7 protein-coding genes and 1 tRNA gene are annotated in these 16,948 nt (G+C 67.0%); 2 read left to right on the forward strand and 6 right to left on the reverse strand.

What is annotated here, in order from left to right; genetic code table 11:
* Positions 1-110 precede the first annotated feature (110 nt).
* Positions 111-6,374 carry an RHS repeat domain-containing protein gene (locus tag ACTRO_RS03285; protein ID WP_051450250.1) on the reverse strand — a complete coding sequence of 2,088 codons (6,264 nt, stop codon included), beginning with the start codon at positions 6,372-6,374 and terminating at the stop codon, positions 111-113.
* A gap of 344 nt (positions 6,375-6,718) precedes the next feature.
* On the opposite strand from ACTRO_RS03285, the gene ACTRO_RS50210 reads away from it, so the two are divergent.
* On the forward strand, positions 6,719-11,827 hold the full coding sequence (locus tag ACTRO_RS50210) for a LamG-like jellyroll fold domain-containing protein (RefSeq protein WP_211244076.1): 5,109 nt from the start codon (positions 6,719-6,721) through the stop codon (positions 11,825-11,827).
* Positions 11,828-12,108: 281 nt separating this feature from the next.
* Here the strand turns inward: ACTRO_RS50210 and ACTRO_RS48575 are convergent, their stop codons facing one another.
* Together ACTRO_RS48575 and ACTRO_RS03300 are read right to left on the reverse strand one after the other, a co-directional pair.
* Entirely contained in the window at positions 12,109-12,933 is an 825-nt protein-coding gene (locus tag ACTRO_RS48575; protein WP_245594286.1) for an ankyrin repeat domain-containing protein, read from the reverse strand.
* Positions 12,934-12,974: 41 nt separating this feature from the next.
* On the reverse strand, positions 12,975-13,913 hold the full coding sequence (locus tag ACTRO_RS03300) for a hypothetical protein (protein ID WP_034261030.1): 939 nt from the start codon (positions 13,911-13,913) through the stop codon (positions 12,975-12,977).
* A gap of 44 nt (positions 13,914-13,957) precedes the next feature.
* On the opposite strand from ACTRO_RS03300, the gene ACTRO_RS03305 reads away from it, so the two are divergent.
* Positions 13,958-14,695 carry an MgtC/SapB family protein gene (locus tag ACTRO_RS03305; protein WP_034261032.1) on the forward strand — a complete coding sequence of 246 codons (738 nt, stop codon included), beginning with the start codon at positions 13,958-13,960 and terminating at the stop codon, positions 14,693-14,695.
* A 68-nt stretch (positions 14,696-14,763) separates the two neighbouring features.
* Here the strand turns inward: ACTRO_RS03305 and ACTRO_RS03310 are convergent.
* The 3 genes from ACTRO_RS03310 to ACTRO_RS03320 form a co-directional block, all read right to left on the reverse strand.
* Positions 14,764-14,835: transfer RNA gene (locus tag ACTRO_RS03310), tRNA-Cys, on the reverse strand.
* A gap of 252 nt (positions 14,836-15,087) precedes the next feature.
* Positions 15,088-15,816, reverse strand: a complete 729-nt coding sequence (locus tag ACTRO_RS03315; RefSeq protein WP_051450252.1) for a DUF6182 family protein — start codon at positions 15,814-15,816, stop codon at positions 15,088-15,090.
* The gene (locus ACTRO_RS03320) at positions 15,816-16,928 is read right to left on the reverse strand and encodes a hypothetical protein (protein ID WP_034261034.1); all 1,113 of its coding nucleotides are present in this window, start codon (positions 16,926-16,928) and stop codon (positions 15,816-15,818) included. The genes ACTRO_RS03315 and ACTRO_RS03320 overlap by 1 nt, the downstream gene beginning before the upstream one ends.
* Between the last annotated feature and the right edge of the window lie 20 nt (positions 16,929-16,948).

Raw genomic sequence — 16,948 nt, forward strand, 5'->3', positions numbered from 1 at the left:
CCGCATATACATGAGCAGTAGAACATCAAGTACCACTGTCACCAGTACGGCGACTCCGAGCAGAGCATGCAGCATTCAGAACCCCTGTCCAGACGAGGCTATGGCGGAGATCAGTAGATCTCCACCATAGCCTGGTGGTCTTTCAACAAGCGATAATAGAATTCCTGCGCGAAATCCATGTTCTGAAGAGCAAGAAACTGCTCCATCAGCTGAGCGGGATCTCCGCTCCCGGCCGCTCCCGGTGCGTGATCCAGGTCCTGAAGAAGAGTCTGCTCCATCAGCTCATCGCCATCTCCGCCCCCGGCCGCTCCCGGGGCGTGGTGCTGCCCGCCGCTACCTCGAACCACACCAGTTTCCGGCCCCAGTGCCTTGATTTCGTCGGGCAAGGCCAGCCCCGCGGTCAACCTTCCGATCCCTACGCCACCGAACGAGCCGATGAAGTAGCCGGAACTGGGGGCGCCCATGCCATCATTGGCCCACCTAGCCTGGCTCTGCTGCGCGGCGATCTGTTGCTCCTCGTACTTTTCGACGAGTGCTTCTTTCGCTTTGGCGTTGTTGGTGTTGCGGACCGTGCGGGTGATGCAGGCATTGGATGTGCAGTCGTCGATGGCCTGGTTCTCGGCCTTTTTTGCCTCGCTGTCGTAGTATTCCTGCTGCTCCTCATAAGACTGTTTTTCCTGCGCTTTCGCGTAATCCTGGTCGGCCTCACTGCCGCAGCTGTCGACGCAGTCACGCTGGCCGGAGGGATCGCTGCGGGTGACGGGATCGTTGCCGGAGTAGTCGTAGCCGGCGATTTGGGTGGGGTCGTCGGCTTCGAAGATGGGGTCGACGGAGAGGAACCGTCCACTGGCGGCGTTGTAGACGCGTGCACCGAGGGTCTCCAGACTGGTGGTGCTGTCCGCCTGGCCTCCGACGTACCCCTTGTCTCCGCCAACCCAGGCTGTGGAGCCGCCGCGTGCGCCGCCGAAGGGCAGGTACTGGCGGCGGGTCACGGTCTGGGCCGCAGTCGTGCTGATGGCGAGTTGGTCGGTGCCCTGGCGGTCCGGGATGAGGCAGTCGACCGCGCCGGCGCTGGTGCGTTCGGCGACGGTGACGCCGCCGACCGAGTAGTAGCGCGTGCCGGTCACGTTGCCGCTGCCGGTGACGAGGTTGAGTTGGGCGTCGCCGATGGTCAGCGTGGTTGAGGTCGGGTCGCGCATGATGATCTGGTTGCCGGCCGTGTCGTAGACGTAGTTCGTGGTGCCGGCGCTGGTAGTGGCGGTTTGGAGTTGGTCCTGGTCGTTCCAGGTGTAGGTCTCGGTGCCGGGTGTTCCGCCGGTCTGGCCGGTTTCGTTTCCGGCTGCGTCGTAGCTGTAGGACGCGGTGTCGGCGGTGGCGTTGGGCCCGGTGGCGGTGGTGTTGGTCAGGGTGGTGGGCTGGTCGGTGCTCGAGGGCTGGGTCGGGTAGTGGTAGGTGGTGGTCGTGTCGTTGGCGGTCACGCCGCTGGTGTCGTGGTCGGTTTGGGTCAGCCGGTCTCCGGCCGCGTCATAGGTCCAGGACTGCCAGTACGGGGCGTCGGTGCCGCCGACGCTGGCGGAGCTGCCTGGGGTCGGAGTGGCGTCACAGTTGTCGGTCGCGGTCCAGGCCTGGGAGATGCGCTGGGCGTAGTCGTAGGTGAAGCACTGGGTGTCGACCGTGGCTGTGCCGTTCTGCTTGTCGACGACCTCGGTCAGCAGGCCCGAGCCCTTGGAGACGGTGCCGGAGTTGTCGCCGTAGTAGTAGCTGAGCTGGTCGACCGGGTTGGTACTGGTTGTGTCCGTAGTCTCGATACTCGTGAGAGCACTGGTTTGGGGGTCGTAGGACAGCGTGGCCAGTACGTGCCCGCTGACGGTGGGCATCGTGTACTGGGTGGGGTGATCGTACTGGTCGTAGCCGATGGCGGAGACATAATTCCAGTTGACGCTGCCGGTGCCGGCCAGGGAGATCGGCTGGCCGTAGGTGTTGTATCCCGTGGTGACCGTCTCCGAGGGCAGCCCGCCCATCGCCGGGTCGATCACGGTCTTAGGTAGACCGGTGAAGGTGTAGCCGTAGCCGGTGGTGTACCCCCCTGAGGGGACCAGGGCCGCGTCCGTGCCGGTGAGCGTGACCTTCGTGGCGGTGGGCAGATCCATCGCGTTGTACCCCGAAATGCTGCTGGTGTACGTGTCCCCGTTCGAGTATGACGTCGAAGAGGTCAGCATGCCCTGCTTGAGGGTGTCGTAGACCCATGAGCCGGTCTCGTTGGTCGACGAGAGGGTCTGCGTGCTCGTGGTGTCGTACGCAGCAGTCTTGCGCCCGTCCTTGTCGTAGACGTACGTGCTCTGCTTGCCACGTGCGTCCGTGGAAGTGATCAACTGTCCGGCGTTGTCGTAGGTATCGACGCTGTGCCCGGCGTCCGGGTCGTAGGCATCGGTCTGTTGGCCGAGCAGGTTGTAGGCCCAGGACCACTTGTTCCCGGCAGCGTCGGTCTCAGTGGCTTTCTGACCTGCCGGGTCGTAGGTGTAGGTGGTGTCGGTGTAGTCGCCGGCCGGGTCGGTGACGTAGTTGGTCGGCTGGCCGGCGAGGTATTGGATCAGGTCGGTCTGCTGGCCCAGGGCATTGGTGACCGTGGTGGTCGCGGTGCCTCCGGCCGGGGGGATGGTGGTGGTGAAGTTCCCGCCGTAGCTGTAGCTGGTCCGCCACTTCTCGACGCTGAGGTTGTAGGAGATCACCGCGGTTTGGCGGCCAACTCCGTCGTAGGTGTATCCGGTCGCCGCGGGAACGTCGCCGGGCTGTGCCTGGGTCTCCGGTGGGGTCTGGGTCTGAACCAGCGTGGCAGTGACGGGGTTGGCGTTGTAGTACGGGTTCGTGGTCTCCGAGGTCCACCCGTCGGTGTTGTAATACGTGTCGGTGATGTCCCGGTTGCCGTCGACGGTGCCGGTCTGGACCTCGCGGGCTCGCAACATGCTGTCGTAGATCGTCTCGGACAGCCGGTAGCTCTCGTCGTCGTTGAGGGTATAGGTATCGACGACCGAGGGGGCGGTACCGGAGACGGTGTAGGTGAACTTCTGGTTCGGCACCTTGGTGGCGGCGGGGAATCCGGGCTCGTACACGGCGGTGGGTCGGCCGAGCGCATCGTACTGCTCCGTCGTGATATCGCCGGCAGGGTTGGTGACCGTGGTCGCCAGTTCCCGCAGCGGATCGTATGCGGTGGTGGTGATCAGGCCCTTCGGGTCGGTCACCTCGATGCTGGTCGGCTCCGCTCCCGTCGCCGGAGTGTACAGGGTGGCGGTGGTGCGGGAGTCGGCGTCGGTGGCGGAGGTGGCGCGGCCGTACTCGTCGTAGACGGTGGTCGCCGTGGTCACGTAGTTCGGGGTGGACCCCGTGTAGGACGCAGCCTTCTGCGTCTTCGTGGCGTCACCTGTGGTAGGCGCGGCGCCCAGTGTCGTGGAGTTGTCGTAGTAGGTCAGGGTGTCGGAGACGGCGTCCGCGGGTAGCGAGGGCGTGGTGGTGCAGGGCACGGAGACGGTCTTGACCTCGTCCGGCAGATCCAGGATCCACGCGCTGGTGTTGTCCGCGTAGCTGGTGGTGGTGCACGTGTGCTGGGAGGCCACAGTGACGTCGCCGAGGGCGTTGACCTGGGTGGCCCGGCCGTAGGAGTCGTGGGTGTAGTCGGTCTCCGTCTCACGCGTCGATCCGGACGCGAGCGGGGTGTATACGCGCTCTTCGGCCTGGCCGGTGATGAACGCCTGCTGGGACGGCACCCCGCCCGTCAAAGCGTGGGTCGCAGTCGCGCTGCTCGTCCACGGGGTGTCGATCGTGTCGCTCACCACCGCGGCACCGTTGAACACCTGCGTTTCGTAGGTCGTGCCCGCGTACTGGTTCGAGTCCACGACCGCTGCGTCGCCGCGCGTGTCCGAGACAGTGACATTCCGGGTGCTGCCTGAGGCCAAATAGTCCCCGTCCATGCCTTGGAAATAAGTGTACTGCGTCTTCGTGACCGGGTCTGGGGCTGTGCCCGTCGAGACGATCATCCCCGGGTAGCCCCGGAACTCGTTCCAGGTGCGCTGGTTCGCGGGGGTGAGCGGGTTGTCGTCGTAGTGCCAGGCGGGGTTGCCGACGGGGGTGTAGATGGTCTGGATCGTGTCGTCGCCGACCCCGCCGGTCGGGTCCTGTTCGGTGACCTCGGCCACGATGTACTTGTTGAAGTAGTCCTTGATCGGGTCGGAGCCGGCGGCGGGGGCCCATTTCACTGGGTAGCACAGCATCGTGTTCGCCGAGTCGTTGGACGGCGTCGCACTGCCGCAGCCGGGCGCGGAGTATCCGACGCTGATGATCTCGCCGGTCTCGGTGACGATCTTGTTCAGGCGCTGACGGGTGATCCACGGGTATCCGTCGGTCAGATCGACCCTGTTCTGCAACAAGGTGCCGGTGAAGGTGATCTGGGGCAGTGGGATGGAGGAAGTGGATCCGCCGGCGGTGATGTCCAGCCCCGTCTGCGTGATCGTGGAGAGCCAGAGAGAAGGAGTGGAGGAATCCTTGGTGTCGGTGATCGCGGGCAGGGCATAGGTCAGTGCCCACGAGTCCACCTGGGTCAAGCTCGTGCCGGACAGTACCGAGGTTTTGACCCCCGTCAGCTCATCTTCGGACCAGAAGGTCGGAGACTGCAGGGAGCACGCTGCCTTGGCGGCGCAGTTCAGGTCGTAGGGGACATCCGGCCAGTCCGATGCGGTCGAACTGCTCAACGTGCTTGTGTCACACCCGGTCGGAGAGGTGGTGCAGCGCCCGCTATAGGACAAGTCCACCTGGCCCGCGGGCGTCGAGGAGTAGACCGCACCCGCCCGCTGTCCGTACTCGATCTTCGACAGGACACTGTCACGCGTGTACGCCGACGTCGAAGCGGCCGTCGTGCCCAGATCCTGCGCATAGTAGGCCGTGGTCTTCGTGTACCAGTAGGAGACCGCGTCGGAGTGGGTGTCCACGACGTAGTCGAGATTCCACCGGTAGGCCTGCTCACAGTACGAACTCGGGAACGATGTCTGGTAGCACGGCTGGCCGGAGGCGGTAGCGTAGACCGGCTCCGTGTCCACGGAGTCGGTCTGCGCGTCCGTGCCGGCATACCCGGGCAACTCGTTCAGGCCGAAGTAGTACTGCGTGCCATCGGTGCTCGTCACCACCCAGTACTCGCCGTTGTGCGCGCCGTTGACCGCGCCGGTCTCGTACTGCACACGCTCGCCTGCGTCTCCGGCCAGATGATACGTGCCAGTGGTGTCGTCCTTGATCAGGATCGAGGTCTGGCCGTTCAGGTCGATCGTCAGCTGGTTGTCGTTCGACCAGCAGTTGTCGTAGGTCTTGCTCGAGCCGGTGGGGTTCTGGCTGCAGGAAGCGTAGGAGCGCTCGATGAAGGAGTCGGTCAGGTCCCAGCCGTCGCCGACGACCCCGGCCTGGTTGTTGGTGGCTGAGGTGAGCCCGTCCACGGACTGGGAGTCGTACGACAAGCCGAGCGAGGGCTCGAGGCCGCCGGGGACCTCAGGTGTCGAGATCGGATACGACCAGGTGAACGCGTCCGCGCTCCCGCCCGACGACCAGGACCCGGAGTCCGGTTTGAGGCTGGTCGCCGTGTAGTCCCCGCCCCCGGACCCGGCAGAGCTCTCGGTGTCCGAGGTGATGGCCAGGACGAGCGGCGTGGCGATCGAGGCGGAGGACGCCGACTTGGTTTTCGACGGAGCGCTCTCGGACGCGGCGCCGCTCGTGCCCGCGAGCGTGCCCGAGGACGCGGGCAGCGTGGCTGTGGCGCTCAGCGTCTGGGTCCTCGTGTTGTTGCTGAACGCCACCGGCTGCTGCACCCGGCATGCCGGAACATCGGGGGTGGTCAGCGCGCAGGCGGGCAGGGAGACCAGGGCCAGCCGCGCGTTCCAGTCTCCGCCGAATGCGTCCTGGAACTGCTTGTAGGACACGGTGATCGCCACGCTGCCGGGCTTGGACACGCCGTCCGCGCGGGTCACGGCCAGAAGTACCCCGTTCGCGCCCGCAGCCTGGGCGGCTGCGCGCGGTTCGACCGTGACGGAGGCTTTTGACGGCGAATCTGCGGAAGACGAGGACTTGGGCGTGTGCTCATCCCCCGGGGCGAGGGTGACCGGGAGCGACCCGGCCACCTGGGCGCTAGCCGCGCCCGCGAGCGTGACGGTCGCGCTGCCCGAGGGCCACACCGGCGCCACGGTTTTCGCCGAGGTCTCCGGCGTCGGCTTGGTGTAGTGGGAGATGACGGGGGAGACCGGGATCGACTTGGTCGGCGCCACGCTCACCGAGCCCATGCTGCTCGCGGCGAGTGCCGGGCTCCCGAACAGCACCTGCGCCGCGAGCGCCGCAACCGTCACCGCCGCGAGCGCACCGACGCGTCGCCGACGGAAAATCCCACCTACCATGTCTATTATCGAATATGCGGCCATGCGTATGCAGTCCATCTGACACCCTCCCGATCGCCCGCAGCCCGAGCGCACAGTATGCCAATGCCCGAATCTCGTGAAAGATAGCAGTGGGCCGCCGCTTGCCGTCAAGAGTCTAATCACTCTTAATTGGCCTGTTTTTCGAGCAAGCCAGAGGCCTTATCATGGCATCCGACCACGGATCGCAGGTAGGGACGCCGAAGACGTGAGACGCTCGCCCCAGTGATGGCACTCACAATAGACAAAAACTTCGACATCTGATACAGAATGACAGCGTGAATACACGCATACATCGAAACTCGCATCGCGCGGCTGCTGCCGCCCTGGCGGTCGTAGTGACGGTGGCCGGCGCCGGCTTGCTCGTCCCCGCTGCTTCGGCGCAGACCGGCGCACAGGCACCGGCGGCCGCGACCGGCAGTCCCGCGCCGGTCGCCTCGTCGGCGGGCACGCCGGCCGGCACGCAGTCCCTGGCGGACGGCTACGGGCTGAGCGCCGCGCAGCAGAAGGCCGTCGACCAGGCTGCGACGCAAGCCCGGAAGACGGGACGGCCGGTGCCGATCAGCGCCCTGACCAGCGAGACCTGGCAGGTCTCCGCCGAACCCGGCGGAGGGCTGGAGTTGGCGGACAACCCCGCTCCCGCGCGTACTCTGCAGCACGGCGCGTGGGTACCGGTGGATACCACCTTGCACGAGAACTCGGACGGCACCTACACGCCGGCTGCCACCGCCTATGCGACCGCGCGCCTGTCCGGCGGGGGCAGCGGCCCGCTGGTGACCACGACCACCTCGAGCGGCGCGAGCTACCAGCTGTCCTGGCCGACCGCGCTCCCCGCCCCCTCGGTCTCCGGCTCCAGCGCGACCTACAGCAACGTGATCGCAGGGGTCGACCTCCAGGTCGATGCGAACTCCACCGGCGGCTTCTCCGAAGTCCTGATCGTGCACAACGCCAAGGCCGCCGCCGATCCGCGGCTTGCGAAGCTCGCGCTCGCCGTGCACTCCTCCGGCACCAGCCCGGGCACCGGAACCACGCTCGCAACCGCCCCCGACGGCCTGCAGTTAGCCCTGTCCGACGCCATGATGTGGGACTCCGAGACCACTCCCACTGCAGCCGACAGTGCCGCGGCGAAGAGCGCTGCCGGCACCTCCGGCGCCAAGGCGCCGAGCCCGGCTCAGATCGCCGCCTCCGACCCTTCCGACGCGACCCACCCGGGCTACGCCGCGCACCAGGCCCCGCTCCAGGTCTCCTCGTCCGGCAGTTCGCTGACACTGAGCCCGGACAAGGCCATGCTCACAGGCAAGGAGACGGTCTTCCCCGTCTACATCGACCCGAGCCTGAGCTGGCACCCCAGCTCGCCCAGCGCCTGGGCGTACGACGAGACGAAGCAGGGATCGCCGTGTAACGGCCAGTCCTACTACAACGACACCGCCGAAGACGACAACTCGCTCGGCGTCGGCTGGACCAACACCTACTGCGGCGGATACCAGCGCACCTTCTACCAGTGGAAGCTGCCCCCGGCCATCGCCAATGCGACCATCCACCTCGCGACCGTGAAGGCCACCGAGAACTGGCAGGCGTCCTTCTCCTGCAGCGAGTCACGCACCGTGGACCTTCACCTGGCCGTCGGCATCGGCGCAGGCACCGACTACAACAACACCAACCCTGGCTACATCACCGGCTCCAGCGCCTACTCGACCTCGGCGAGCGTCGGCGCGGCGTACAACCCGTCGGGCTGCCAGAGCCCCATCACCTCCCCGGCCTCCTTCACCGTCACCACCCCGGTGCAGGCGGCCGCCACCAGCAGCGCCAGCCAGATCACCTTCGTCATGGACCAGGGCTCGAACACCGACTACGCGGACTTCGACCGGTTCACCGACAACCCCACGCTCAACATCTCCTTCGACCACGCCCCCACCACCCCGACCGCCGCCCAGCTCTCCGCCGCGGTCGGCGGCTCCGACACGGCCGCGTGCGCCACCGCCGCCCCGTACCCGTACATCGGCAAGGCGATCGCGACCAACAATGTCACCCTGACCGCGACGAACATCACCAGTCCGGACAGCGACGAACTTCAGGCCACCTTCAAATACTGGATCACCGGGTCCTCCACCACCAGTACCGGGGAATCGGCCGACAACCTCGCCTCCGGCGGCAGCGCCAGCTACACGCTGCCCGCCGCCTTCACCCAGGGCCTGACCGACGGGCAGTCGGTGTCCTGGCAGGTGCAGACCACCAACGGCACCCTGACCTCCGGCTGGTCGCCGACCTGCACCTACACCGCCGAACCCACAGGCCCGGACGAGCCGGCCATCACCGCGAACACCACCTACCCCGACAACACCACCGGCGCCGCGGCAGGCACCACGGCGACCTTCACCGTGACCGGTAACACCGACGGCACCGCGGCGACGGAGTTCTACTACCGGCTCGACGCCGCCCCGGTGACCACCGGCACCATCCCCGCCACCCAGATCGCCACCGCCACCAACAACTCCGGCACCTTCACCATCACCCCCGCCTGGGCCGGGCTCCACACTCTCTACGTCGAGTCCGTCGACGCCGCCGGCGACGTCTCTGGCGCCAACTCCTACATCGTCATCGCCGCAGCCCACGCCCCGAGCACCTGCGCCAGCCTCGCGGCCTGCTTCAACAACACCGCGATCAGCGCCGACGCCACCCCCTCCCAGGCCAACGCGGACGGCAACGGGTACAGCTTCTCCGCCACCAACCTCACCGCCGCCGGATGGAACAGCGCCGGCGGGCACATGAGCATCGACGGCACGAACCTCGCGCTGCCCGCGTACGGCTCCGGGCAGAAAGACAACGTCCTGGCCGCGAACCAGACCATCACCTGCACGACCACGGCTTCTATGAACTGCGCCACCAATGCGACCGGTGCCAGTGCCCTGACGTTCCTGACCACCGCCACCTACGGCGGGATGGCCGAGCCCGGCTCGATCTCCGGAGACACCACCGCCCCCTACATCCCCGCGGGCTCCCTGGTCGCCGGGTCCTACGTCAATGACGGCTCCCTTCAAGACGCCATCGGCGCCCCCACCGGCACCGTCAACTACGCCGACGGCACCTCGGACACCTACACTCTGACGGTCCCGGACTGGTCGAGCGGCCCGAGCAACCTCGCCGCGTTCACCATGCCCTCCTTCAACAACCCGGCCGGGAAGAAGACCTCCACGGCGAAGATCTACGCGTTCAGCGTCCCGCTGAGACCCGGCGCGACCATCTCCTCGATCACCCTGCCCGACGTGTCCGGCACCCCCGGCCCCGGCATTCCGGCCGTGCACATCTTCTCCATCGGCACCCGCAACACCACGACCGGCACGGTCAAGGCCGACGGCACCACCGCGACCCTGGCCAGCCCCAACACCTGGACCGGGGCATGGGCCTCCGACAACGAGGCCAACTACAACTACGAATCAGGCAACTTCAACAACCAGTCCTTCCGCGTCCTGCTCCAGCCCACCGTCACCGGCACCGCCATCCGGGTCAAACTGGACAACGCGCTCGGCACCAGCCCCCTCGACGTCGGCCACGCCACCGTCGCACTGACCAACGGCACCGCCATCACCCCCACCGCAGCCACCAGCGCCGCACCAGTGAACCTCACCTTCGCTGGCTCGACCAGCACCGTGATCCCCGAGGGCGCCATGGTCTACTCCGACCCGCTGCCGTTCAACGTCACCGCAGGACACTGGCTCGCCGTCTCCTTCCAGCTCACCAACTCCATCCCCTACCTGGTCGAACACTCCTGGGTCACCGACTCCTACGAATACACCGCCCCCATCGGCTCCGGTGACCACACCGCAGACACCGCCGCCACCACCTACACCGCTTCCGGCTCCCTCAACGGCGCCTACACCAACCTGGTCACCGGCCTCGACGTACAGACTGCGGGCATGCCCACCCAGATCGTGCTCGGCGACAATCTCATCGACGCGTTCGAACCGAACACCGCACCCCTCTCCCCCAACAACGGCGCGGCGCTGCGCCTGTCCGACGACATCGCGGCGGCCTCCGCCACCGCCCTGGCCCCGTACGGCACCATCAACGCAGGCATCGAATCCAACCAACTCGTCACCGACTACCCCGAGACCCGCAACGGCACCACCAACGGCGGCGCAGTCGGCGGACCCGCCGCCCTCACCCGCGTCGACCGCGACCTGCTCGACGAACCGGGCCTGAACACCGTCATCCTCGACGAAGGCCTCGAAGACGCCCTCGCCGGCACCAACGCCGCCACCATCGAGGACGGCTACAGCAACCTGCTCGGCTACCTCCAGGCCACCGGCATCAACACCCAAGGCGGCACCGGCGGCACCGAAGCGTTCCCCAGCATCGTCGACGTCGGCCTGACCCCGTGCGACACCTACAACGGTGACGGCGCCGCCACCCACAACGACCCGTGCAACAGCAGCGTCGATGCCACCCGCACCGTGATCAACGGTTGGCTCTCCAGCTACCCCGATGGACTGTGGTCCTGGACCCAGCCGGCCTACTACTACATCGACCCCGACAAGACGATCGGCGTGACTGACGCGAGCGACGGCGCCACCAAACTCAACCCGCTCGCCATGGTCGGCACCAGCCGCAGCAACACCCCCTCAGACCCGGTCAACCTCACCAACGCCGGCACCGGCGCGCTGGCCAACGCCATCCTCGCCGCCACCGACACCTGGGCCCTGAACGACGGCGCCGGCTCCACCACCGCAGGCGACGGTGCTCTGAATGACGGCTCCAACAGTTACCTCACCCAAACCGACCCCATCAACGCCGGAAACAACCCCCTGACCCTGACCGGCGGATACACCTGGCCCACCGCCACCGTCGGCGCCAACACTGGCACCACCGTCCTCGGCCTCGGCGGCACCAGCGGCTACGGCGCAACCAGCGGACCACTCATCGACACCACCAGAAGCTTCTCCATCAGCGCCTGGGCCGAACCGTCAGTCAGCAGCGCCGGAGTGATCGCCAGCCAGGACGGCACCAGCATCAGCGGATTCGTCCTCTACGCCACCGCCACGGGCGGATGGGCCTTCGCCATGTCCCCGACCGACAGCGCCACCTCGACCGCAGACAAGGCCAGTACCGCAAGCTCGACCGACAACCCTGGAAAGTGGACCTACCTCACCGCCACCTACAACGCTGCAAACGGCACCATGAGCCTCTACGTCAACGGCGCACTAGCCGCCACCGGAACGCACACCACTACGTGGAACGCCACCGGATCCTTCGTTATCGGCCGCGACTTCGTCAGCGCCCCCGACGGCTTCTTCAACGGAGATATCAGCAATGTCCAAGCATTCAACTACGCATTGAGCGCACCGCAGATCACCGCGCTCTACGACCAGATCACTCCGCTCAACCACTAGATCGACTAACGACCCGACACTAACGATGCATACGCGGGGTCCCGAGCCCGGACAGCTCCACACCGGCCTGGGGCCCCGCGCCCCAGGCCGACCGCGCGTAGTACGCGCATGCATCAGCAACCAATTCACGCATCGCTTCGCCCCGCGTTTGCTCCCTCCGGCGCTCCCCGCGCGGGACGGGCAGATCGTGGGCGCCTCTCCTGATGAGGATCGGTGAAATCGGCCAGGGTTGCTCTGGATACGCCTCGGTTTGTTGAGGGTTGGAGTGCTCGCTCCGCGGCTTAGGCGGTTTGGTGTCGTTCGATCCAGGCTTGCATGATTTCTGCGGCGAGCCAGTGGCCGCATCGTTGTGCCTCGGCGAGGGCTGTGACGCCGTTGCGTGCGCGAAGTGGGTCGGCTCCTCGGGCGAGGAGGAGAGCGGTGGTGTCCGCGTGGAGTGGCTTGCCGGTTTGGACGTGTCCGTCGTGTTCGGCGTCCAGGGCGTGGTGGAGCAGGGTCCAGCCGGTCCCGTCGTCGTCCTCGACGTCGGCGCCGGCGTCGAGCAGGTCGCGCAGCAGGGGCAGGTCTTCGAGTTCGACGGCGTTGTGTGCGGGTGAGGATGTGGTGTAGAGCCTCAGCCGGCGGTAGCGGGGGTCGGGTGGGGTGTAGGACAGGCCGTTCTCGTCGAGTGCGTTGTAGATGGTGAGCTGCTGTGCGGCGAGGGTGAAGGTGAGTGCGACGGTGCCGCGGGCGAGGTCGGCGGAGGTCCACTCGAGAAGCTCGACGGTGTCGAGGCGCTGTCCATGCAGCCCGGCCTGTAGGCCGTCATGCCAGCGGAGGTTGAGGTCCGTGCCGGGCCACCGCACGGGTGTAGCGGTGTTGATGGTGTTCCAGGTCACTGAGACCGCGTCGAGTCTTTGGTGGTTGATCTCGAGCTGCTCGCCGTCGAAGTCGAGCAGCACGGGCCCGTCGGGGAACCAGCGGTCGGCGTCGTTGTCCCAGACCAGCCAGGTGTGGGTGAGGGTGCGCCCGGCGAGGTGTGCAAGGCGGGTGCCGTGGGTGACGGCGACCTGGGCGAGGCTGTGGTGCCATTGGGGCTGGTAGCCGTTGATTCCGAAGTCGAACACGGGACCATTGTCGGTAGAGGCGGGCATCGTTCGCCACTTGATTATGGCCGCCTCCCGCGGCAGGTCAACGTCGTTCGGCCGCGGTGCGCTCGGGCGCTCCACGTTGGCTGTACCGGAGTTGGCTCTTCCAAGATTTTCGTGGTGGGCTGGGCTTCGTCTAGTCGTTCCGGCTTCCATCCACGGCTCCGTTCTCGATGCAGGTCTGCGAGCCGCTCTGAACTGCAGGCCAAACGCTCTACCGTGGACGGAAGCCGGTGCGATTCACATCCCGGTCTACCGCGCACCCGGCAGACACTCCCGAACCCACCCGGCACGACGGCAAACCCCCACCATAACCAAGCAAGAACAGCAAACACCTGATGAAACGTTAGCGCCGCGAGTCGATCCCGCCTACCTAAAATCTCAGGCTGAATCTGCTTGGCGAACTCGGTGATGGACCCGTCCCACGGGATCTCGTAGCCGACAGCGGGCAGCAGGAGCAGTACGGCCAAAACTGCGTGGTCGCCCGGCCACTCCGGGTCCAGCGGCACGCCGACTTCCGCGAGGTGATGGGCGGTGGCGAGGACGACTCGCTGGTGAAAGAGAGCAACGAGGTGGCCTGCGAGCTCCCGCTCCTGTGCAGTCAGCATCCACGGATCGGCGCTGTCGCTGCGGAACGGCCCGTGATCCTCTCGCCCGTCGGGCAGCAGGGTTCCGATCCGACACACCCACCAGCAGAACCGCGTCGTCTGGATCTGGTTGTGCATGAACCGCAGCAAGAAGTCGCAGGCCGTTACCGCGGAGGGTCGGGCTTCGTCTAGCACCTCATGCACCCGCGGATCGCCGATCCAGGACGCCGCGGCCGCGCGAGCGTACGTCGCCTCCGCCTTGAACCAGGTGCGCAGCTTCTCATCCGACACCTTGCGATTGTCCCGCGCGACGCCGACGACTTCGGCCGCAAAGACCTGCGCGATCTCATGTGAGCTTCGTGCCGCGTACACCTCGGTATGTCCGAGTCGGTTGTCCGTTGCGCTAACGTGGCGGGATGATTCTGGCAGCGTGGGGTGAGCCGATCGGCCAGGGCTGGGGGCAGTTGGGTGAGCTCGCGTTGGCGTTCGCGCTGTCCGCCGCGATCGGTCTGGAGCGCGAGCTTCGGCAGAAGAGCGCGGGGCTGCGCACGCACACGCTGGTCGGATTCGGTGCCGCGCTGATCATGCTGGTGTCGAAATACGGGTTCACCGACGTGCTCGGCCCGCAGGTGGTGCTCGATCCCTCGCGGGTGGCGGCGCAGATCGTCTCCGGGATCGGCTTCATCGGCGGCGGTCTGATCTTCGTGCGCCGCGACGCGGTGCGCGGGCTGACCACGGCCGCGGCCGTCTGGTTGACTGCCGCGATCGGGATGGCTGCGGGTGGCGGGCTGCCGGTGCTCGCGATCGTGGCCACCGCCGGGTACTTGCTGGTCATACTGTGCTTCGCGCCGCTGGCGGCACGCCTGCCCGGATCCACCCGGCTCCCGGTCGGGTTGAAGGTGGACTACGTCGATGGACGCGGGGTCCTGCGCGAGGTGCTCACCCGGTGCACCGGCATGGGCTATGTCGTGCTCGAACTCGCCACCGACCAACACCACGATCCGCGCGATGACGAAGAAGAGCTAGGCCATCATGGGGTCGTCGCCGTCCGTCTGCTGGTTCAAGGCCAGCAGCCGGTCGCCCAACTGGCTGCCGCGCTGTCCGAGCTCGACGGCGTGCAAGGTGTCAGTGCCATGCGCGAGACGGTCGACTGATCGGCGGTGCCCGGGACGAAGCAGATGCCGCGCATCGTCGGCGGGACGCCGGATCTCAGGCTTCGAAGAGGCGGAGGCGGGAATCGAACCCACGTGCGAGGCTTTGCAGGCCACGTCCTAAACCACTCGGACACTCCGCCAAGGAGGTGCCGACACGGCGTCAGGCGCAGCCGCGCGGCGGGGGAGGGGCTGTGCAGCGCGGCAGTCTTCGTCAGACGCGCGTGAGCCCGAGCGGACCGCGACACAGAGCACTGGCCTGCCGTCGGAGATCGACGTGCAGGCGCGTGAAGAAGCGCTCGTGGGTGGTCATGCAGATCACAGTGGCATGACGGTCTCGGTCCGTCAATCTGTGTCCACGATGCGGCGGAGCCGGTGGCCGGCCACCAGCGGTGTCAGGGCTCGTTGCCGTGCGCCTCGGGCACGATTCGCAGGCAGGCGTAGGCGCGCAGGCGGTCGGGGGCATGGTCGTCGCGGTGAACACGCAGCGCGCAGTACGGAGTGGTCAGGTCGGTCAGGCGCGGGACATGACGGAGCAGCAGTCGATCGCCCGGCTGGAGCGTGCCGGTCAACGCGGCCTCGGCGAGGGTGTGGTTGAGGTGTACGAGGTAGTCGGTTGTGGAGACGCCTGCCGTGGCCATGAGGAGCTCGAACCTCCGGCCGTGTGCCCCCGTGATGTCAATCGTCTGGTTCGATGGCGGCCGAAGCTCCGCCGTGCCGATGAACGCTTTCAGCAGCCGGCGCAGGCCGGTGCCCTCGGCTGAGGAGCCGGGGCCGAACCAGGCGATCGAGGCGTCCGCCGATACCTGGTTGAACCGGAAGCGATGGGCGAGGTTCGCCGGGTTGCCGGTCAGGAACAGGGTGCGGGTGAACGCCCGGAGCCAGTTCTCGGCCTGCCCGCCGTCCAGGCTGAACGCGAACCGCAGGCTGGAGTGGGCGAAGGCGACCGGGTCGAAGCGGCTCAGCACCACGAGCGCGGCGACGTCGGGGGCGTCGGCCTCGGCCGCCGCGAGGCGCGACAGATCCGGCGCCGCATCCGAGGCCGGATCCGGCTGCGGGCAACCGGTCGCGGCCCGCACCCGCCGGGCGAGTTCGCGGCGCAACAGTTCCTGAACTCCTGACATCAGCAGTAGACCTGCTCGATCAGATCGCGTACGGGCGGGTTGCGATGGCGAGTGAGCATCTCGGCAGTCAGCCGGTACGGGTCGACGTGTTGCTTCGCACCGGTATACCTGCCCACGTATTTCGCCAGCTCGGCGCCGGACGGCGCGGCGTCGTACTCGGTCGCCGCAAGCAGCCGCCCGGCCCGATCCACGGTCCGGCGCAGCACCTCTGCGCGGAACGATTCGCTACTGCCCTTGCCCAGTACGGCGATGAAGTGCATGCGCATTCCCAGTTTCAGTGCCTCCGCGCCAGAACCGTCGCATGCCGCGAGCATCGCAGGCAGCGTGTGCCCCTGCCAGCCGCCGTGCCGACTCGCTTTGACCACGCCGTCGATCGGTACCCGGTCCAGCGAAACCCTCACCGCGTTCGCGCCGAGGGCGCCGAGTACTCGCTGCAACAACACGTAGTCCTCTGTCAGCTCCCGATCGTGTACCAGCACGATCTCTTCATAGCGCGCCGCCGACGGCACCAACTCCCGCAGCGTCCCCGCGAGATAGTTCGGCTGGCCTTCGGGCGAGACGATCTGACGCAGCGGCAGGCCATACCTCGTCCCGTCCAGATAGACCGGGCCGCCGTGATTCCGGCCGTCCAGACACAGGTATTGGCCCGCGAGCGTGTCGAGGAGTTCGGGCAGGTCGATCCCGGGCGGCTGGATCCGGGTCAGTCCGGGGTCGTGCATGCCGAGCTGCGCGTAGTATCCCGTCCACAGCCTCAGCAGCCGGGCGCTGGCCGGGTGCACCCATCCGCTCTCCTCGACGGCGCGCAGGTAGGGCTTGAGCGCAGCGAAGGGCACCCGGCCGGGTTCCGCCTGGTAGCGGATGTAGAGCTCTCCAAGCTGCTCTTCGCCGTATGCGGCGTAGTCGAGGTCACCGAAGGTGCGGTCCAGGTACTCCCAGAAGCCGAGTGTCTGCCGAGTCGTGCTGGACGTCGTGATGCTGTAGTGGTAATCCACTTCGGCGACGAGGGCGGTGGCGCGGCGCATCACGTCCACCCACAACAGGCCCTTGATGTGACTGGGAGTCAGGGCTTTGGTCGGCGACACGGTGACCGGCGCTATCAGGACCCTGGTCATCGAGGCACTCCTGTTCTCCC

The organism is Actinospica robiniae DSM 44927 (genome assembly GCF_000504285.1).
GTDB lineage: Bacteria > Actinomycetota > Actinomycetes > Streptomycetales > Catenulisporaceae > Actinospica > Actinospica robiniae.

Coding starts and splice junctions, on each gene's coding strand:
- ACTRO_RS03305 (WP_034261032.1), top strand. CDS start 13,958: ATGATTCTGGCAGCGTGGGGTGAGCCGATCGGCCAGGGCTGGGGGCAG.
- ACTRO_RS03315 (WP_051450252.1), bottom strand. CDS start 15,816: ATGTCAGGAGTTCAGGAACTGTTGCGCCGCGAACTCGCCCGGCGGGTG.
- ACTRO_RS03320 (WP_034261034.1), bottom strand. CDS start 16,928: ATGACCAGGGTCCTGATAGCGCCGGTCACCGTGTCGCCGACCAAAGCC.